At 70.5% G+C, this 19,339-nt stretch carries 18 protein-coding genes; 7 read left to right on the top strand and 11 right to left on the bottom strand.

What is annotated here, in order from left to right; translation table 11 throughout:
• From CRT23_RS22055 to CRT23_RS28620, 6 genes are all read right to left on the bottom strand, one after another.
• The coding region (locus tag CRT23_RS22055) for an MCP four helix bundle domain-containing protein (RefSeq protein WP_146056461.1) at positions 1 to 877 on the bottom strand (877 nt) is incomplete at its 3' end.
• Positions 878 to 1,093: 216 nt separating this feature from the next.
• Positions 1,094 to 1,834 (bottom strand): molybdopterin-dependent oxidoreductase, encoded by a 741-nt coding sequence (locus tag CRT23_RS22050; protein ID WP_103711809.1) that lies wholly within the window; start codon positions 1,832 to 1,834, stop codon positions 1,094 to 1,096.
• A complete protein-coding gene (locus CRT23_RS22045; protein WP_103711808.1) occupies positions 1,827 to 2,552 on the bottom strand; it encodes a cytochrome b/b6 domain-containing protein in 726 nt (241 codons plus the stop codon). Before CRT23_RS22045 ends, CRT23_RS22050 begins: the two co-directional genes overlap by 8 nt.
• 11 nt (positions 2,553 to 2,563) lie before the next feature.
• Positions 2,564 to 3,151 (bottom strand): SAM-dependent methyltransferase, encoded by a 588-nt coding sequence (locus CRT23_RS22040; protein ID WP_103711814.1) that lies wholly within the window; start codon positions 3,149 to 3,151, stop codon positions 2,564 to 2,566.
• Positions 3,152 to 3,163: 12 nt separating this feature from the next.
• Positions 3,164 to 4,450, bottom strand: a complete 1,287-nt coding sequence (locus tag CRT23_RS22035; protein WP_245436475.1) for an acyl-CoA dehydrogenase family protein — start codon at positions 4,448 to 4,450, stop codon at positions 3,164 to 3,166.
• A 79-nt stretch (positions 4,451 to 4,529) separates the two neighbouring features.
• A complete protein-coding gene (locus tag CRT23_RS28620; RefSeq protein WP_181017430.1) occupies positions 4,530 to 4,685 on the bottom strand; it encodes a hypothetical protein in 156 nt (51 codons plus the stop codon).
• Positions 4,686 to 5,158: 473 nt separating this feature from the next.
• Here CRT23_RS28620 and CRT23_RS22030 point away from each other — a divergent pair, with 473 nt between their 5' ends.
• Together CRT23_RS22030 and CRT23_RS22025 are read left to right on the top strand one after the other, a co-directional pair.
• Complete coding sequence (locus tag CRT23_RS22030; protein ID WP_103711806.1) at positions 5,159 to 6,166, top strand: HD domain-containing phosphohydrolase; 1,008 nt, start codon at positions 5,159 to 5,161, stop codon at positions 6,164 to 6,166.
• 152 nt (positions 6,167 to 6,318) lie between these two features.
• Positions 6,319 to 7,704, top strand: a complete 1,386-nt coding sequence (locus CRT23_RS22025; protein WP_055958313.1) for a pilus assembly protein TadG-related protein — start codon at positions 6,319 to 6,321, stop codon at positions 7,702 to 7,704.
• Between the two features lie 49 nt (positions 7,705 to 7,753).
• Here the strand turns inward: CRT23_RS22025 and CRT23_RS22020 are convergent, their stop codons facing one another.
• The gene (locus CRT23_RS22020) at positions 7,754 to 8,401 is read right to left on the bottom strand and encodes a TadE/TadG family type IV pilus assembly protein (protein WP_103711805.1); all 648 of its coding nucleotides are present in this window, start codon (positions 8,399 to 8,401) and stop codon (positions 7,754 to 7,756) included.
• A gap of 3 nt (positions 8,402 to 8,404) precedes the next feature.
• Entirely contained in the window at positions 8,405 to 8,899 is a 495-nt protein-coding gene (locus CRT23_RS22015) for a TadE family protein (RefSeq protein WP_181017429.1), read from the bottom strand.
• A 517-nt stretch (positions 8,900 to 9,416) separates the two neighbouring features.
• Here CRT23_RS22015 and CRT23_RS22010 point away from each other — a divergent pair.
• Entirely contained in the window at positions 9,417 to 12,287 is a 2,871-nt protein-coding gene (locus CRT23_RS22010) for an ATP-binding protein (protein ID WP_103711803.1), read from the top strand.
• 188 nt (positions 12,288 to 12,475) lie between these two features.
• Here the strand turns inward: CRT23_RS22010 and CRT23_RS22005 are convergent, their stop codons facing one another.
• Complete coding sequence (locus CRT23_RS22005) at positions 12,476 to 13,735, bottom strand: SfnB family sulfur acquisition oxidoreductase (protein ID WP_103711802.1); 1,260 nt, start codon at positions 13,733 to 13,735, stop codon at positions 12,476 to 12,478.
• 43 nt (positions 13,736 to 13,778) lie between these two features.
• Entirely contained in the window at positions 13,779 to 14,894 is a 1,116-nt protein-coding gene (gene sfnG / locus CRT23_RS22000; protein ID WP_103711801.1) for a dimethylsulfone monooxygenase SfnG, read from the bottom strand.
• A 629-nt stretch (positions 14,895 to 15,523) separates the two neighbouring features.
• Here sfnG and CRT23_RS21990 point away from each other — a divergent pair.
• The 4 genes from CRT23_RS21990 to CRT23_RS21980 all read left to right on the top strand — a co-directional run bounded on the left by CRT23_RS21990 (position 15,524) and on the right by CRT23_RS21980 (position 18,414).
• A complete protein-coding gene (locus tag CRT23_RS21990; protein WP_103711799.1) occupies positions 15,524 to 15,946 on the top strand; it encodes a response regulator in 423 nt (140 codons plus the stop codon).
• A gap of 178 nt (positions 15,947 to 16,124) precedes the next feature.
• Complete coding sequence (locus CRT23_RS21985) at positions 16,125 to 17,477, top strand: L-serine ammonia-lyase (RefSeq protein WP_055958333.1); 1,353 nt, start codon at positions 16,125 to 16,127, stop codon at positions 17,475 to 17,477.
• Positions 17,478 to 17,773: 296 nt separating this feature from the next.
• A complete protein-coding gene (locus tag CRT23_RS28615; RefSeq protein ID WP_181017428.1) occupies positions 17,774 to 17,920 on the top strand; it encodes a hypothetical protein in 147 nt (48 codons plus the stop codon).
• A gap of 119 nt (positions 17,921 to 18,039) precedes the next feature.
• Entirely contained in the window at positions 18,040 to 18,414 is a 375-nt protein-coding gene (locus CRT23_RS21980) for a hypothetical protein (protein ID WP_103711798.1), read from the top strand.
• Between the two features lie 43 nt (positions 18,415 to 18,457).
• Here the strand turns inward: CRT23_RS21980 and CRT23_RS21975 are convergent, their stop codons facing one another.
• Complete coding sequence (locus CRT23_RS21975) at positions 18,458 to 19,255, bottom strand: lytic transglycosylase domain-containing protein (protein WP_055958339.1); 798 nt, start codon at positions 19,253 to 19,255, stop codon at positions 18,458 to 18,460.
• Positions 19,256 to 19,339: the final 84 nt, after the last annotated feature.

Here is a 19,339-nt window from a genome sequence, read left to right as displayed (position 1 = left end):
CCTCGAAGCTGTCGGCCATCGCCCGCATCGCCGCCTGGCGCTGCGCCTCGGCCCCAGCCCGCGCCAGCACCGTCTCCTCCTCGAGCTTGCGGGTCTGGAGCAGGTTGTCCCGGAACACGCTCACGGCGGCGGCCATGTCGCCGATCTCGTCGCGACGGGTCCGGGACGGAATGTCCACGCTGGTGTCGCCCCCGGCCAGCCTGCCCATGGTGCGCGTCATGCGCTCGATCGGACGCGCGACGCCGAACAGGCTGAACAGCATCGTGCCGATGGCCGCCACCATCGAGATCGTCATCGCGATCCAGGCCGTCAGCATGGCCGAGCCGGCGCTGGCCAGGCTCAGCGCGGTGCTGTTCTGGGCGCCCTCCCGGTTGAAGTCGACGGCCCGCTGCAGGGCCCGGATGGCGCCGTTGTTCAGGTCGGCCATCGCGGCGCTAGTGGTGAGCGCCAGGGCGTCGGCCTTGCGGCCGGCCTTCATGAGGTCGATGACCTGCTGCTGGCCCTCGCCGTAGCGCGTCCACAGGGGCGTGAAGGTGTCGTAGAGCGCCTTCTCCTCGGCGGAGCTGATCAGCGGCTCATAGGTCCGGCGCAGGCCGTCGAGGGTCTTCATGGCGGTCTTCAGGCCCGCCTCGTTCTCGGCCAGCGCCTGCGGCGTCTCGGAGGCGACGACGAAGCGGTACAGCTTCACCCGCACGTCGCGCGTCGCCGTGCTGATCGTGTTCACGACGTTGACGGAGGGAAGCCAGTTTGTCGCGACCTCGTTCACCTCGCGCTCGATCGCCCTGAGCTTCACGACGCTGACCACGCCCTGACCCGCCGCGGCCACGCCGAGCAGGGTTACCGAACCGATCAGGATGGATTTCAGAGACACACGCATCGTTGTGGGACCGTCCGGATTTGCATTCCGACCGGAGCAAACAACTGCATGCTTAACATGGCGTTATCAGATTGGCTTGGAACGTAACGAGGACTGATTTGTCATGTTTCCGACGATCGATGCGGTTGGAGCGATTACGCCCAATGCTGTCCGTTCAACGGTTGCCGAAGCTCCCTATACGGTCCGACAGCGCCCGGTTACACGCGCCGCGTGAGGTCAGATACCCGCGTACCAGGGGAAGCCGAGCTCGGCGACCATGCTGCCACGCCCCTTGCCGAGGCCCTCGACCCGATCCACGGCCTCGATGGCGCTGATGTACTTCAGGCTCTTGTAGCCGAGCTGGCGCTCGACCCGCAGGCGCACCGGCGCCCCGTGCGCCACCGGCAGGTCGCCGCCGTTCATACCGTAGGCGAGGATGGTCTGCGGATGGAGGGCGTCGAACAGGTCGTAGCTGTCCCACCAGCCATCGACGCTGCGCACCACGATGAAGCGCGCCTCCGGCCGCAGCCCGACCTGGGTCAGCAGGTGGGCCAGCGGCACGCCGGTCCAGCCGCCGATGGCCGACCAGCCCTGCTCGCAGGCATGAAGCGTGATCTGGGTGCGGGCGGGCATCGCCCTCAGGTCGGCCAGGGAGAAGCTCCCCGGGCGCGCCACGAGGCCGGTGACCGGAAGCGTCCAGTCGGAGAAACCCAGCGCCTTCGAGCGCCGGTAATCGGGATTGTCCGGGTCGGTGGTGTTGATGGTCGGGAACACCGCCGAGAGCGCCTCCGGCCCGAACTCGCGCACCAGGGGCTGGTGGCGCTGGAGCCAGCGCTGGACCGCGAAGGTCAGGCCGTTGCTCCAGTCGTAGGGGGTGGCGAGCCGCGACAGCGCTGGGGCGTCGCAGCCGGCGAGGAGGCCGGCGCCGATCAGGCTGCCGGAGCCGGTGAGCAGGCGGCGGCGCGAGAGGTCACGCATCGGGGGGCTCCGCGAAGGGGGGGCGGGTCGTCGCCGGCGGAACCCGGAAGCGTCCGGTGATCATCGACCGCATCAGGTTGCCGGCCCCGCCGACGAAGACCTGGGCCACGTGGACCACGAGGAAGAGCACGAGCAGGCAGGCGACGGCGAAGTGCAGGGTGCGCGCCGATTGCCGGCCGCCGAACAGGGCGAAGAGCTCCGGATAGGCCGCCGTGACCCCCGGCGACATGGTGAGCCCGGTGAGCACCATCAGCGGAAACAGCACGAACAGGACGACGAGATAGGCGAATTTCTGCAAAGCGTTGTAGCGCAGGGCCTCGCGTCCGCGTGCCGGCTTGAGGCGGGCATGGTCGGCGATCTCGCGGGCGAGGTGGCCCGGGGCCAGCTGATCGCGATCCGGCACGAGGTCGCGGGCGAAGTGACCGCCCACGAAGGCCACGATGAGGTAGACGACCCCGTTGAGGACGAGCACCCAGGCCGCGAGGAAGTGCAGGTTGCGGCCCCAGCCCGTCTGTTCGAGGTTCACGGGCAACGGCAGGTCGAGGGCGGCCGGCGCCCCGTTGGCTCCGGTCTCGCCCCAGAACAGCCGCGGCAGGGCGAGCAGGATCGCGATGCCGCTGACCAGGAGCGCAAGGAACGCGACGGCGTTGAGCCAATGCGTCAGGCGCACCCAGGCGGCGTGCCGGTGAACCAGGGACGGTCCCGGATCCTCCGCCATCGGCGGGCGGGTCACGTGGGCGCCCGCAGCACGTCGAGGCGATAGCGCTCGGTGCGGCCCCTGCGGTCGGGTTCGAGGGCACCGCGGGTGAGATCGATCAGCGTCTCGACCGCCGCATCGGCGCTCAAGGGGAAGTTCGTCTCCCCGAGCCAGTGGACCAGGATGACCTCGCCCCCCGGTTTCAGGGCCGCCGCCAGGCGCACGGCGATGTGGGCCAGGTCCTCGGGCGTGAAAAAGTACAGCACCTCGGAGAGCACCACGAGGTCAAACCGGCCGGGGGGCCACTCCGCCGGCACCGCGGCGCGCCGGAACGCGACCTGGGGGCACGCCGTGCAACGGGCGCGGGCGGCATCGAGGGCCGCCTCGGCCACGTCGAGGGCGAGCAGCGCCGCGCAACGGTCGGCCAGCCGGCGGGTCAGCACGCCGATCGAGCAGCCGACCTCCAGGGCCTCCGGGTAGGTCTCGCGGCCCAGCGCCGCCAGGGTGGCCTCGTACTTGGCGTGCTCGTAGGGGCTGGTGGTGAAGTCCCACGGATCGGGGTTCGCGGCGTAGAGGTCCGTGAAGTAATCCGGCGGCAGCGTATGTGGGGAGCGTGTCATCACCGTCACCGCCTAAAGATCGGCCGGACCCTCGTCGGGGCCCGGCGCCCCGGCGGAATCGCGCCAGAGCCGGTCCGCCGGTCGCGCATCGCCGAGGACGTAGGCCGCCGCGCTGGTCAGGGCCCGGTCAGGCCCGGGCTGGCGCAGGTAGGTCGCCAGGTCGCGCGCCAGCCGCTCGAGGGGATGCGGACTGAGGAAGCCCGCCAATCCCACGGAGCGATGGGCCCGCTCCAGCACGTCGAGGCCGGCCCGCTCCACCGCGAGACGCGTGAGATTGACGTAGGCGATCACCCGGTCCGGCTCCGCCCCGGGGTCGGCGGCGAGCCGGGCGGCCTGAGCCACGAAGAGGCGGGCGCCCTCCACCGCGATCGCGGCCTCACCCAGGCGGGCCGCCTGATGCGGGTCGCCGCCGCGGCCGGTGGCCCGCAGATGCGCCCGCAGGACGTCGAACACCGCCTCGATGCCGCCGAGTTGTACCGCGGCGAAGCGCCAGGCGCCGGCGGAGAAGTGCGGCTCGGCGAAGTAGTCGTCCGGGCCACCGACGAAGCAACCGGGGCCGGCGGGCAGGCCGGTGAAGTCGAGGAGACCGGAGGTCGAGGCCCGCATACCCTGGGCCTGCCAGCCGGACAGGTCGGCCCGGGTCCCGGTCTCGAGATCCGCGATCAGCATCTGCTGGCGGCCGTCGGGCCGGCGCGCCGTGACCAGGGGGCGGGTGACCGAGCCGGCCCCGGAGGCGAAAGACTTGACCCCCGCCAGCATCCAGGCGTCCCCGGCCGGTGCGGGGCCGTCGGGGATTGCCAGGCTCGGGCCGCCGGCTTCCTCGGGGCTGAGGCCGCCGGCTTTCTCGAGGCTGAGGCCGCCGGCCTGGGGCTGGGTATTCCAAACGCCGAACAGGTGTCCGGCACGGACGTCGCCGGCCAGCCGCTCGATCACCGCCGGCTCCGCATAGCGCAGCACCAGGGACAAGGCGTTGACGTGGCCTTCGTAGAGGCGACCGAGGGCGAGGCTGCCCCGGCCGATCTGCGCCAGGACATCGGCGAGAACCGGCGCCATCGCGGGGGCGTCGAGACCGGCCCCGCCCAGGGCTACCGGCAGCGGCGCGGCGAGCAGCCCGGCCCGGTGCGCGTGGGTGATGTCCTCGGCCGGAAAACCGCCGTCCCGGTCGAGGGCATCGGCGCGTTCGCCCGCGCGGTCCGCGACCGCGCGGGCCGCGGCCTGGATGCGGACGGCGTGGGTCTCCGAACAATCCTGAAGATGCCGATGCGATGGGATGAAGTTCATACCCAGCACATGGATCACGCCCGCGCGATCTCCAGATGGCGGGCGCGTTTGGAAGGCCGGTTTTCCCCGCGTCAAAGGGCGCTGGGGCGTCCCCGGATTAATCCGCCGTGGACGCCCGTGCCCGCTCGGCGCGGCCGGCCCGCAGGTCGGTCAGCATGTCCCGAACGGTCCAGCCCACGGTCAGCAAAGTGAAGCTGCCGATGGCCACGATCAGGGCAGCCCCCACCAGCATCTTGGCGGTCTCGATATCCACGGTCCAGGTTCCCGAATAGAGGTGTGCGTCACCGCATTCCGCAATGAAAACGATGATTACGGTCTTAAGATACGTCTTGCTTAAGATACGCCTTGCACCCGGAGCCCGGCAGACCCGCCCGACGAAACGCTGGCATGCAGCGATCCGGGTCCGGCGGGTGCGGCCGCACACGGATGTCCGGCGCGGCTCCGGGGGAGCACACCTGTTTGGGCCGGCCGCCGGCCACGGATGGAGCGCGTCGTCCGCCTTCGAAGCCGGTGGGGCGTGCGGGTGTTTCCGGCTGCGAGCGCGGAGCGGGATCGAGGGGCGCCCGACCTCGCGCGGGAGCCGGACAGGGCATGGCCGCGCAGGCGCGGAGCAAGCGTCCCCGGAGGCGGGTCAAGCGCCCCTGGGTATCTTCGTTAAAGGTCCGGCGGCAATCCCTCCGGTATAAGGAAGGCCTCGGCGAGGCGCGTTGACTCAAGGCTGCTCTGATGTTCGTGCTCATCCTGGATGATGCGCCCCTGAACAACATGCTGATGGTGGAGGCTCTCCGCGACCTTCCCGGCTGCACGGCCCGTGATTTCCTCCGGCCCGACGATGCCCTGGCGTTCGTCCGCGAGCACCCGGCCGAGATCGGCGTCGCCATCTCCGACTTCGAGATGCCTGGCATGAACGGCATCGCGTTCATCCGCGCCGCCCGGGACATCCCGGGCTTCGAGCATGTGCCGGTGATCATGGTGACGAGCCTGGACCAGCGCGCGCTGCGCCGGGACGCGCTGGCCGCCGGTGCCACCGATTTCCTCGCCAAACCCTTCGATCCGGTCGAAGTGCGCGCCCGTGTCTCGAATCTGCTCGCCCTCAACCAGGCGCGCCTGGCGCAGATCGACCGTGCGGCCTGGCTCGATCGCGAGGTGAAGGCCGCCACCGCCCTCATCGTCGCCCGCGAGCGTGAGATCATCGGCCTGCTGATGAAGGCCGTCGAACATCGCGACTCGGAGACCGGCAACCACGTGGCGCGGGTCGCCGAATACGTGGCCCGGATCGCCGAGGGCTTGGGCTTTGCCGCGGAGGAGGTGGAGCAGCTCAGCCTGGCCTCCACCATGCACGATATCGGCAAGCTCAGCGTTCCGGATTCGATCCTGCTGAAACCCGGGCGCCTGTCCGCGGACGAGCGCCGGACGATGGAGACGCATGCCGAGCGCGGCCGTCGCATCCTCGAAGGCAGCGACTCGCGTCTGGTCCGCCTCGCGGCGGAGATTGCGGCCACCCACCACGAGCGCTGGGACGGCAGCGGCTATCCGGCCGGCCTCCGCGGGGAGGCCATTCCCCTGTCGGGGCGGATCGTGGCCGTGGCGGACGTCTACGATGCCCTGACCTCCGATCGGCCGTACAAGACGGCGTGGTTGCCGGCGGAAGCGTTGGCCCATCTCCAGGATGAGGCCGGGCGTCATTTCGATCCTGCCTGCGTGGAAGCCTTCCTGAAGTCTCGCACCCGCTGAACCAGACCGGTCGTGGCGCGGCGCTCAACTTCAGGAAGACTCCAGGATCCTGTTGCGTGACCTTAACCTTGATCCTGTCTTCGCCCGAACACAGTGATTTTTCGGGGACGGTTTCAGGAGGTCGGTAACCCGCCCCTCGTAAGCGTAACGGCATGACTGCCGCCCACGCCGCCAAGTTTGCCGCCTGTTTCCGCACGGACCAACGTGGCGGCGTCCTCGTTCTCGTCGCCCTGCTGTTTCCGATCCTGACCGGCCTGAGCGCCGTGGCGATCGACTACGCCTCCCTGGTCAAGCGGCGGGCCGAGCTCCAGCGCGCCGCCGACAGCGGCAGCATCGCGGGGGTCAACCAGTTCAAGCTCGCCAATGCGGACGACGCGGCCGCGATCCGCACCGCCAAGGCCATGGCTCTGGCCCAGGCCCGCAGCGGCAGCGCGGCGCCCCCGGCCGTGACGGCCGAGGTGCTCAACAACCATTCCGGCGTCCGCCTCACGCTCAGCGAGCAGGTCGCCCTGTCCTTCGGCAAGCTCCTCAACATTCCGAGCCTGGAGGTGAGCGTCTCGTCAACGGCGAAGCTCGCCGGCACCACGCGGCTGTGCCTGCTCGCCCTCGACCGCCAGGCGATGGGCGCCTTCCACCTGGAGAGCGCGGCCCGCATCACCGCCACCGATTGTTCGCTCTACTCGAATTCCACCCACCCGGAGGGCATCCAGGGCGAGAACGCGGCGGTGGCCACCGCCCTCTCCACCTGCTCCGCCGGCGGCTATTCCGGGTCGGGCGCCAACTTCACGCCGCCGCCGGCCACCGGGTGCCCCGCCCTGCGTGATCCCCTGATCGATCGGCAGGGCCCGACGCCGGGCTCCTGCGTCAGCCTCGGCTTCTTCGTCGATCCGAAGAAGTTCATCGACGGCATCGACGACCCGACCTACGGCGTCAACGTCGTGAGCGGGATCGTCACCCTGCAGCCCGGCACCTATTGCGGCGGCCTGCACATCACCAAGGGCGCGGTCGTGACGCTGCAGCCCGGGATCTACATCCTCAAGGACGGCCCCCTCGTGGTCGACAAGGATGCCAGCCTGAGCGGCGTCAACACGGGCTTCTACTTCACCGGCGTGCGCGGCGGCCTGCTCTTCGACGAGAAGAGCATCATCAGCCTCACCGCGCCGAAGACCGGCCTGCTGGCGGGGCTGCTGTTCTTCGAGGACCGCAACGCGACCATTCCGTCCATCCTGCCGCTGCCGCTCGGCGGAAAAGGCAAGCCCAAGCCCGCGCCCGGCGGGTTCATCGCCCTGCGCGAATACCGCATCATCAGCGACAATGCCCGCACGCTCCTGGGGACCATCTACCTGCCCCTCGGCCGCCTGATCATCGATTCCAAGAAGCCGGTCGCCGACCAGTCGGCCTACACGGTGATCATCGCCCGGACGATCAACCTCTATGACGGCCCGAACCTGATGCTGAACGCCCGCTACGGCAGCACCGACGTGCCCGTGCCGGCCGGCGTCGGACCGAGCTCGGCCGACACGCAGCTCACGCAGTAGGCCGGGCGCCACCGACAGGCGGCTCGTGCTGGCCGACCGGCCCGGCCGCTCAGCGCGGCGGGCAGGCGATGCCGCTACCCAGGACGACTTCGGGGCTCATGCTCGCGTAGCGCCGGCCGTAGCGGACCGGCCACAGGGTCTTGCGGGTGATGACGAAGCCCGGGCCGCCATCCCTGAACAGGGACGAGCCGGTCACCGGCTTGTAGGGCGCGCTGATCTCCACGAGCAGCAGGCGCGTCCCCTTCGGCTGCAGGCTGTCGGCGACGGCGACGGGGGCGGGCGTTCCGGGGGCACGGACCGGCGACCCCGCCGCGGCCACGCTGGAGCAGATCTGCAGCGGGCCCGTCTCGGTGTCGCCCACCACCCCGACCGCGCTCACCGTCATCTGCACCCCGGTGCCGTCGAAGGGCGCGAGCACGATGGGCGCCACCTGGAACACGTCGTTCACCTCGTCCGCCGTCGGCATCGTGCGCTGGGAGAGCGTGTCGCCGATGGTGCGGGACAGGATGTCGACCTTGCGCACGTTGCGCATCACGCTCGTGATCTCCACCGCTCCGAAGTAGATGAGCAGCAGCACCGGTACGATCAGGGCGAATTCGACGATCGCGACGCCGTCCTCCGCCCGTGCGAAGCCCGCGGCGACCCGCTCACCCATCCGACGGCGTGCGATCACGGAGCGAAGGCGCGCGACCGCCATGGCTCAACAGCCGCTGCCGCCGGTGGAGTTGCCCTCCAGCTGCAGCACGGACGTGGCATTGATGAGCCAGCTTCCGTCCTGAAACTGGGTCTTCACGACACCGAACTTCTGGAACGTGTGCTGCGCGAAGGCGGCCTGGACCACCACCACGCTGCCCTTCGTGAGACAGCCGTGCTGGACGCCGAAATCCGCCCGCCAGGTCCCCGAGGCGGGGTCGATCGGGCTGGTCCGGTCGATCCGGGTGAAGCTGTCGTAGACGCCGATATCGATCTTCAGGTTCTCGCAGCGGACGAACGGATTGACCTGGCGGCAGACCTCGACGCGCACGGCGTCGAGGAGCGAGGTCGCCGAGGCGCCGGACTGGACGTAGAACTGCCGCATCGAGGCATCGAGGCCGTTGTCCAGCGCGGACGTGACCCAGAACACCAGCGCGTTCTCGAGGACGAAGAAGATCAGGATGCAGAGGGGAAACAGGACCAGGGCGAATTCGACCGCCATGGCGCCCGACTGATCCTGCCGGAACCGCCGCGGACCGGATCGCGCCAGGACGATGCGCAGCGACGTCCCGCCCCCGCCGCCGGGTGCGTGGCCAGAACCTGCGGCAACGCGATCGGGATTCACGAGTTCAGGATTTGCGGGATCGCACATGGATACGGGCGGCATACGGATCGGGCGGCCGATCGGAACGCGTTCGAGGGGGCGTCGGCAGCCCTGCCCTGGTCTAGCGCCGACCACTTAAGATTCCGGCAAGCCGGACGAAGCGCTGTCCCGCCGGAAAGGCATCGAGGCATTCGTGGCTGCGCCGCCAAGACTTCGCGTGGAATCGTTCCCCCGATGACCGGATCGGGATGGGGAGGTTCAGTGCCTGATCGCGGCTCGACGCTCGATGCGCGTGCTGATTGCGGATGGGGCTGGTCGAATGCCTGTCTCCGGGTCCGTTCCGGACGTGTCGCGACGGCGCGCTCGGAGAACAATTAAGACCCTTCCAACCAACACCCGGTACGCTGTCGCCACCATGACCGATCCCCGGCGCGCCCCCGACCCTTCCCGGCAAACCCCTCCGTCCGCCCGGCGTCCGGGTCGGCAGCGCACCCTGGCCGGACGCCTGGCCCTGGCGGTCTGCGCCTCCGTGGCGATCGCCTTCCTCGCCGGAACGCTGCTCTCGCTCTGGCAGGAGGTGAATCGCTACGCCGACGACAAGCGGGACGGCCTCGTCGCCATCGCCAACGTGCTCGCGGCGGCGAGCGCGCGGGCCACGGCGGCCGGGGACGAGGCGGCGGCGGCCCGCGTCCTGAACGCCATCGGCAAGACCCGCGACGCCAGGGTCCTCAACGGCGAGGCGAGCGACGGCGAGACGGCGGACGACCGAACCGGGGAGGGAGACCGGAGCGAGCTCGTCTATGCGGCCATCGAGCGGCCCGACGGCTCGATCCTGGCCGACCGGGGCCTCACGGCCCGCCTCACCGATGATTTCGACCTTCGAAAGGGGCAGTCGCCCCTGGCCCTCCTCACCAGCCGGACCGCCCTGGTGGCGGTGACCGTCGAGGAGGCGGGCCGGACAGTCGGCAATCTCATCCTCGTCTCCGACCTGGCCGACCTCAACGACCGCCTGCTGGCGCTGCTGCGGACCTCGGCCCTGATCTCGAGCCTGGTCATGGTCCTGGGCTTCGCGATCTCCTACGCGATCCAGCGGGCGATCACCCAGCCGATCGCGGCGCTCGCCGGCACCATGGACCGCGTCCGCATCGCGCAGGACTACACGCAGGGTGCGGTGATCGCACGGGACGACGAGGTCGGCGTGCTGGCGCGCTCGTTCAACGCGCTCCTCGACACCGTGCGGGAGCGCGACGCCCGCCTGGCGCAGCACATGCAGCGCCTGGAGGCCGACGTGGCGGAACGCACCGCCGACCTGCACGAGGCCAAGCAGGCGGCCGAGGCCGCCAACGCCGCCAAGTCGACCTTCCTGGCCACCATGAGCCACGAGATCCGCACGCCGCTCAACGGCATGCTGGTGATGGCCGAACTCCTGGCGGCTTCCGAGTTGCCCCAGCGGCAGCAGCGTTACGCCGAGGTGGTCGCCCGCTCCGGGCAGAGCCTGCTGGCGATCATCAACGACATCCTCGACTTCGCGAAGGTGGAGGCGGGCAAGCTCGATCTGGAGCGCATCGCCGTCGATCCGTCCGAGATCGTCGACACCGTGGTCTCGCTCTTCGCCGAGAAGGCCGTCGAGACCGGCCTCGACCTCGCCGCCTACGTGGCGCCGGACGTACCGCGCCAGGTGCTCGGCGATCCGGTGCGCCTCGGCCAGATCCTCAGCAACTTCGTCAACAATGCCCTGAAGTTCACCCCGTCCGGCTCGGTCCTGGTGCGGCTGGAGCGCGGCGCGGCCGGCATGCTGCGCCTCAGCGTCCGGGATACCGGCGTCGGCATCCCGGCCGACAAGGTCGGGACCCTGTTCTCGGCCTTCGCGCAGGCCGATCAGTCGACCACCCGGCGCTTCGGCGGCACCGGCCTCGGCCTCTCAATCGCCCATCGCCTCGCCCTCGCCATGGGCGGTCGCATGGGTGTCGAGAGCGTGCTCGGTGCCGGCTCGACCTTCTGGGCCGAGTTGCCCCTGGAGGCGATCGGTTCCGGCGCGCCGACCCTCGTCCGGCGTGCGGACGCGGTCGGGGCCGGGATCGTGCTCGCGCTGTCGGGCGACGCCACGCGAGAGAGCCTCGGGCGCCGCCTCGCGGAAGCCGGGTTCACCTGCCGTCCGGCGGAGGCGGCCGGGGCAGAGGCGGCGCACTGGATCGCGGATGCGGCCACGATCCTGGCCCTGGGGCGTCGCCCGACCGGTCCGGGCCGGGTCCTGGCCCTGGCGCGCCTCGGCGATGCCGCCGCGGCCCCGGTCCTGGAGGCGGGCTGGGCCGACCATCTCCTGAGCTGGCCGGTCGTCCAGGAGGAGTGGCGCGGGGCCCTGGACTCCCTGGCCGGCGGGACGCCGTTCGCCTCCGGACCGGGCACCCGCCTGTCCGCCCGCAGGCGCCTGCCGCAATTCCCCGCCGCGCGCATCCTGGTGGCCGACGACAGCCCGGTGAACCGCGAGGTCGCCCGCGAGGCCCTGGCCCGCTGTGGCGTCACCGCCCTCACCCTGGTCGAGGACGGCCGTGCGGCACTCGAAGCCTGTCGCGGCCGGGCGTTCGACCTCATCCTGATGGACGGCAGCATGCCCGTCCTCGACGGCTACGCGGCGGCCGAGGCCATTCGGGCCGAGGCTCTCGCGCAGGGCCGCGCCCGCACGCCCATCGTCGCTCTCACGGCCCACGTGGTCGGGGCCGGTGCCGAGGCGTGGCGCGAGGCCGGAATGGACGCCAAGCTGGCCAAGCCCTTCACCCTGGCGGCCCTCGCCGACACGCTGGCGGCCTTCCTGGTGCCCGAGGCGGAAAGCGCGGGCGCGCCGAGACTCTCCGTGCTCGATGCCGCGCCCGATGCCGCGCCCGAGCGGGAGGCGGCCGGCCTTCTCGACGAGGACGTACTCGCGGGATTGATCGACATGGCGGCCCGGGCCGGCGGCGATTTCAGTGCGCGCGTGCTCGGCCTCTATCGGGACCACGCGCCGAAGGCCCTCGCGGACCTCCGGGTGGCGGCAAGCCGCGGCGATGCCGATGCGCTCGCGCGCGCGGCGCACAGCCTGAAGTCGATGAGCCTGAACATCGGTGGCCGCGCCCTGGGTCTGGTGCTGGGAGAAATCGAGGCCGAGGCCCGCGCCGGCGCCGTCCGTGCCACGGACGCGGAGATCGCCGGTCTGTCGCCATTGCTGGACCGGACCCTCGAGGCCCTCGCGGCCCGGCTCGGGCAGGCGCCCGATCCGGACGAGGTGGGGGCGGCGCGGCGTTCGGCCTGAGCGGCTCCGCCCCGGAGCGGACGGTGTCTATGCGAGGATCCCGGCGGGTCTGATCGGTGTGGAGCCTCTGCCCGCACGGCCAGAGGCTCGGTGGGAACCTGCGCCTCCGTTCGCGCGCGGGCGCCCGCTCTCAAGCGCGAGCCGGCCGTGAGGCGGCGTCGAGTGCGTCGGGGGGGCGGCGTCCCCGGTCAGCTCCATGCATGGAAGGGTGGGTTCACCCCGTTGAGGGCGTGATTGCCGACGATCGCGTATTTCCAGCGCACGGGGTCGTGGAGCGTGTGGGTGCGGGCGTTGCGCCAGTGCCGGTCGAGGTTGTGCTCGGCCAGCGTCGCACGGGTGCCGGCGAGCTCGAACAGGGTGTTGCTGGCGCTGAGCGCCACCTCAGTGGTGAGCACCTTGGCTTCCGCCACCGCGAGCTGCGCGGCCGCCACCGTCTCGGCAGCGGGGGCGGCCACGGCGGCGTCGAGGGCGAGGCCCGCCCGGTCGAGCAGCGCCTCGGCCGCATGCAGGCGGATCGTCAGGTCGCCGACGATGCGGATGGTGTGGGGGTCGTCGGAGGCACGCGCCAGACCGCTGTCGATCCAGGGGCGCGATTTCGTGCGCACGAAGTCGATGGTCTCGGCGAGCGCCGCCCGGGCGATGCCCGCATCCACGGCCGCCTGGATGATCTGGAAGATCGCCCCGTCGGCGCTCGGCTGAGCGTAGCCCTTCCAGGCCGGCACCAGGTGGGTTTTCGGCACGCGCACGCCGTCGATCCGCACGGTGCCGCTCGCGGTGGTGCGCTGGCCGAAGCTCGACCAATCGTCGATCACCGTCAGGCCGGGCGCGTTGCGCTGCGCGATGGCGTACCAGGCCCGGCCCTCGCCATCGAGGGCCACGATGGGCACGAGGTGGGCGAGCAGCGCACCGGTGGCGTAGAACTTGGTGCCGTGCACCACCACGTGGTCGCCGTCCTCCACGAAGTGGGTCTTGAAGTCGGCGGCGCGCGGCGTGCCGATCTCCGAGAAGGCGTTGCCGAACCGGGTACCGGCCAGGACGAGGCCGAACAGCAGGGCCTTCTGGGCCTCGTCCGAGACCGTGTCGATGGCGGCCACGATGCCGAGGTGGTTCTGGGCGATCTGACCGATCGACGGGTCGGCGGCCGAGATGAGGGCGATCACCTCGGCCAGGATCCTGTAGGACAGCCCCGGCCCGCCATGGGCCCGCGGCACGGTGATCGACCACAGGCCGCTCTGGGAGAACGCGTCGAGCTCGGCCAGGGGGCGGCGCCCGGTGCGGTCGCGCTCGGAGGCGCCGGCCCGGAACGTTGTCGCCAGGGCGTGGGCGACGCGCAGGGCCTCGGCCGCGTCGCGGATGACGTGGGCCGGCGCGGCCGGACGCGCGGGGCCGGGTGCCCCGTCGGGCCAGCGATCGGTGTCGCGCGGGGGCGGGCTGACGGCGATGGTCATGGGATATCTCCGGATCAGGGGGCGCGTTCGGGACGGGCTCGGCTCAGGCCGCCTGCGCCCGCTCGCGGCGCGCGGCCTCCAGGGCCCGCACCCGCGGGATCACGTGTTCGCCGAAATACGCGACCTCCTCCTGGAAGTGCAGGAAGGCCAGCAGGGCGAGGTCGACGCCGACCTCCTTCAGCGCCACGATGCGCTCGGCGATCTGGTCGGGCGTGCCGATCAGGTTGGTCTTGAAGCCGTCGTTGTACTGGACGAGATCCTCGAAGCTCGATTTGGCCCAGTTGCCCTCGCCCTCCGGCGAGGCCTTGCCGGCGTTCTTCGCCTCGTGCCCGAAGGCCTTCACGGCGTCCGGGTCGGCGTGGTCGATGATCTCCTGGAGGACGGCGCGGGCCTCCGCCTCGGTGTCGCGGGCGATGACGAAGGCGTTGACGCCGACCTTCACCGCGTGGCCGTTGGCGCGCGCCTTGGCCTGGACGTCGTCGACCTGGGCCCGGATGCCCTCGGGCGTGTTGCCGTTGGTGAAGTACCAGTCCGAGACGCGGGCCGCCATGTCGCGCGCCGCCCGGGATGAGCCACCCTGGAAGATCTCGGGCTGCGGATCGGCGGGTTTCGGCTTCAGGGTATAGTCGCTGTAGCGGTAGAAATCGCCCCGGAAGGTGAAATTGTCCTGGGTCCAGATCCCCCGCAGGGCCCGGATGAACTCCTCCGAGCGGCGGTAGCGCTCGTCATGGTCGAGCCACGGCTCGCCGATGGCGCGGAACTCGCCCGAGAACCAGCCCGAGACCACGTTGATGGCGATACGCCCCTCCGTGATCTGGCTGATGGTGGCGATCTGCTTGGCGGCGAGCGTCGGGTTCCAGGGACCCGGCAGCAGAGCGGCGATCACCTTCAGCTTGGACGTGGCTGCCAGCAGGGCGTGGCTGAAGGCAACGGATTCGTGCTGATACTCGGCGCCGTAGCCGGCGGTGAAGCGGATCTGCGTGAGGGCGTAGTCGAACCCGGCTTCCTCTGCGATCTGCGCGAGGCGCCGGTTGTAGGGCGCGTCCCAACTCGTGCGCTGGGCGATCTTGCTGATGACGAGGCCGCCCGAGACGTTGGGGACCCAGTAGGCGAAGCGGATCGGTTCGCTGCCGTCACGAATTCCGGTTTGAAAGGCCATCTTTCCACCCCTGCGTTGATCGAGCCACGCGTTCCGGCAGGGCCCGTGGGGCCGCGCCCGAATACCGACCCTTTGACGGAATGAATACAAAAACCGGACGCATCACATGCTTGTGAAAACTGATTTTGTCTCGATTAGTGTTCCGGTTTGTCGTTGTGTTCCTAGGATTGCGCGAAGTTGTCCGTGCGTCAAAGGAAGCAAACGGCTTTTTTCGGTCCGAACGGAAAAGCTCCTTCCCCGATCGCGAGCACTGGCCGGAAGTTTGCTTCACCGGCCCAAGTGCGGGGCGGGATCGCCCGCCCGGCCTGGATCTGGTGCACGCGGAGGCACGGGGAGATGAGGAGCGGCACGGTTTTCACCCAGGCAATGCCCTTATTCCAGGCGGAGATCAGGGGTGAAATCCAGTCGACGCAGTCGGCCTGCTTGGATCGATATCTTTTCGGGCAGGTCGATGCTGATAAGGTGGGCATGTGCTGCAAATTGCCGATCTTGTGTGCTTATAGAAAGAATTGATGTTGCCTCGTGAAACCGGTCGTTTAAGCACGCGTTAATTGGTCGATCCTACGATCGCGCCACCATCCACTTGAAAGCCGAAGCGCGCGAGATCGGTTTACCCAGGAAGTTCACGCATGATGGCCGCGTCCCGCCAACCGCTCGTGGTTCTCCTCGCCGGAGACGAATTGACCCGCTCCATCACCACGAGCTGCCTGGAGATGTCGGGCTACGAGGTGCTCGGCGCGCGCACGGCCGGCGAGGTCGAGAGCCTGCTCCTCGCCCAGACCGCCGCGCGCCGCGTCGACGTGCTGGTGACCGATGCCGACGTGCGCGACACGGTGGACGGCCTTTCGCTCGCCGGCGTAGCCCGTTGTCTCGACCCGGCCGTGGGGGTCGTCTACACCGCGCGCTCGCTGCGCCAGCTCGACGCCGAGGCCCTGGAACCGGGGTCGCTGCGCCTGCGCACGCCCTATCACGGGCACCAACTCGTCGCCCTGGTCGCCGAGCTCCTGGCTTCGGCCGTCGACCGGACCGATTACGACCGCGCGGCGGCCTGATTCGCCGGGATCGGGTCCCGCCGTCCAGGGCCGACGGCACAAATTCGGGATACGCGGCCCCGACCCCGCAGTGTATCAGGCGAGGCGCCGCCCCCCGGCCGACGTCCCGCCCGCATCGTCGAAGTGCGGTGGCGCGGTTCCTGCGCGGGTGTCGGTCCCACCCGGAACGCGAGACCCGATGATCAGCGCCTTCGACCTCTTCAAGATCGGGATCGGCCCGTCGAGCTCGCACACCGTCGGCCCGATGGTGGCCGCCCACCGCTTCCGTACCCGGACCGCGGGGCTGCCCGGGCTCGCCCGCATCCAGGCGGAGATCTTCGGCTCCCTGGCCTGGACGGGGCGCGGGCACGGCACCGACACGGCGATCTTCCTCGGGCTCCTCGGCCACGACCCTCGCACGGTCGACCCGGACGGGGTGGCCGGCCTCGTCGCGACGCTCGGCGCGGAGAAGCGATTGGCTCCCGCGGGCCCGGCCTTCGACCCGGCCGAAGACCTTGCGTTCAACTTCACCGACGTGCTGCCCCTGCACACGAACGGTTTGCGCTTTCGCGCCCTCGATGCCGCCGGCGCGATCCTCGACAGCGAGATCTACTACTCCGTCGGCGGCGGCTTCGTGGTGACGGAGGCGGAGGCGCAGGGCGCATCGGGGGCGGAGGCGGATTGCCCCCTGCCCTATGCCAGTGCCGCCGGCCTCCTCGCGCTCTGTGTCGCCGAGGGCCTCTCCATCGCCGAGGTGCAGTTCGCCAACGAGTGCGGCACCCGCGCCCCGGAGGCGGTGGAGGCCGGGCTCGATGCCCTCCGCGACGCGATGTTCGCCTGCATCGACCGGGGGCTACGCCAGGACGGGGAGCTGCCCGGCGGCCTCAAGGTCCGCCGGCGCGCCAAGCGGCTGCACGACGACCTCACCGCCGGGCGCCTGCGCAATGCGCGCGCCGCCCACGAGATCGTGGATTGGATCAGCCTGTACGCGCTGGCGGTGAACGAGGAGAACGCGGCGGGCGGACGGGTGGTGACGGCGCCCACCAACGGCGCGGCCGGAATCGTGCCGGCCGTCCTGCGCTACGCCCGGGACTTCTGCCCCGACTGGTCGGAGGCCCGCGCCCGGGAGTTCCTGCTCACCGCCGCGGCGGTGGGCGGCTTGATCAAGACCCGCGCGTCGATCTCGGGGGCCGAGGTCGGCTGCCAGGGGGAGGTCGGCTCAGCGGCCGCGATGGCGGCGGCGGGGCTCGCGGCCTTCCTCGGCGGCAGCCCGGCCCAGGTGGAGAATGCCGCCGAGATCGCGATGGAGCATCATCTCGGCATGACCTGCGACCCCATCGGCGGGCTGGTGCAGATCCCCTGCATCGAGCGCAACGCCTTCGGGGCCAACAAGGCGGTGGTGGCGGCGTCCCTGGCGCTGCGCGGCGACGGCATTCACCGCGTCACCCTCGACGAGGTCATCGAGACCATGCGCCAGACCGGCCACGACATGCAGGCGAAGTACAAGGAGACTTCCCTCGGTGGCCTCGCGGTGAACGTCGCGGCCTGTTGAGGCCCACCGCTTAAAAGGAACGAATTGGTTTCCTAATGGCGCCAGACCGGCGCAGGCCTTCATGCAGGTCTTCGCACAGGTCTCCGACTCATTGCCGAGCTTCCATGGCGCATGATCGAACGCAAGCTTGAGCGTGGCCAGCGTTCGCGGGTCCGGACCGGCTGCTCTCTGAAAATTATGGAACGCCGCGGTTCCGATCCGGTTGTAACGCCCGAGGGGTCTACCGGACGGCGGAAGCGGCCAGCGCGTGCGGCCCGCGTTCGATCCGTCCTGCCAAGACGCGGGACAATGCCACCATGACCTTCGCCACCATGACCTTCGCCACCATGACCTTCGCCACCATGACCTTCACCACCATGACCTTCGCATCGCCGACGATCGGAACCGCCGGCCCCGGGCCGGATCGCGCCTCGGCGCTCATCCGCGACGCGGCCCCGTCCTGAGCGCGCCGCACGCGGCTGCCTCCGGGCGCGCGCCCGACCGCTGCGTCGGCGCCGCCACGCGTTCGGTGGGCTCGATTGCCACGATGTCCTCGACCTGATTCTCTGACCGGAGACCCGCCATGCGGACCCTGACGCTCGCCCTGATTCTCGGAGCCTTCACCCTCGCCACGCCCGTCGCCGCCCAGGACCTGACGGGTCCCGGTCAGACGCCGCGTCCCACCCTGCTCATGCACGGGCATTATTGCGGCCCCGGCAACGACGGCATGGATGTGGCCCCGATCGACGCCCTCGACGCCGCCTGCCGCAAGCACGACGCCTGTACCCCCGACGGAGGCCTGCCCTCCTGCGGCTGCAACCGCGCCCTCAAGCGCGATGCCGGACGGGTCGCGGCGAGCCCGCGCGAGCCGCAGGACCTGCGCGCCGTCGCCGGTCTCGTGGCGGGAGCGACCGACCTGATGCTCTGCAGCGACGACGTCGCCGGGCTGCGGCCCTGAGGCCGACCTCGCTCCGCGCCGGCGCGGAGCGAGGCGGGGTCCGCTAGCGGCCGTCGATGCGCTCGCCGAGCAGCGCGATGGCGCGCTGGTAGACCGACGCGGCGTTCCAGCCCTGGATGGCCGCGAAGTTCGGCTCGCCCGGCTGGTAGCCGGCGCCCGCGCGCCAGCCATGGCCCTTGAGGAAGTTCGCGGTGGAGTTGAGGGCGTTGGCGCTGCTGTCGAGGCTGCCGCCGACACCGTAGTTCAGGACGTTCTTGGGCAGGAACTGGGTGTGGCCGACCTCGCCGTGGGCCGCGCCCCGGGTGCTTGCGGTCAGGACGCCGCGATCCACCAGGGTGAGGGCAGCGTAGAGCTGATCGGTGAAGTAGGCCGAGCGGCGGCAATCGTACGCGAGGGTCGCGACCGCCGAGAGCGTGTTCACGTTGCCCTTCACCGCGCCGAAGCCCGTCTCCATGCCCCAGATCGCCAGGAGCGGGCCGGGCGGCACGCCGTAGCGCTGCTCGATCGAATCGAACAGGGCGGCGTTCTGCGCCTTCAGGGCGCGGCCGCGCGACACGATGGTGGTGCCGCCGCGCTTGGCCAGGAACTGATCGAGGGAGAGCTTGAAGCTCTTCTGGCCGCGATCGGCCGAGATGGTCGCCGTCGAGTAGGACGTGCCCATCAGGGCGGCGAGGCTCGCGGCACTGGCCCGGCCGCGCGCCTCCTCGGCGAATTCCCGCTTCCAGGCTTCGAAGCCGGCCGCGCTGTTGCCGCACTGCGCCGCGTTCGCCCCGCCCGTCGCACAGACGAGCGCCGCGAAGGCCGCCGCGATCCACGGCGCCCGATACCCACGTCCGATCATGTCAAAACTCCCTGGCCGCGCGGCGCCGCCCCGGGGCCGCACGGATCGATGGTGACCCCTTGCGCGGAGCAAGGCGGCAAACGT

This window comes from Methylobacterium sp. V23, assembly GCF_002917135.1.
Lineage (GTDB): Bacteria > Pseudomonadota > Alphaproteobacteria > Rhizobiales > Beijerinckiaceae > Methylobacterium.
The sequence above is the reverse complement of the archived record's forward strand: the minus strand, read 5'-3'. Positions and strand labels throughout refer to the sequence as shown.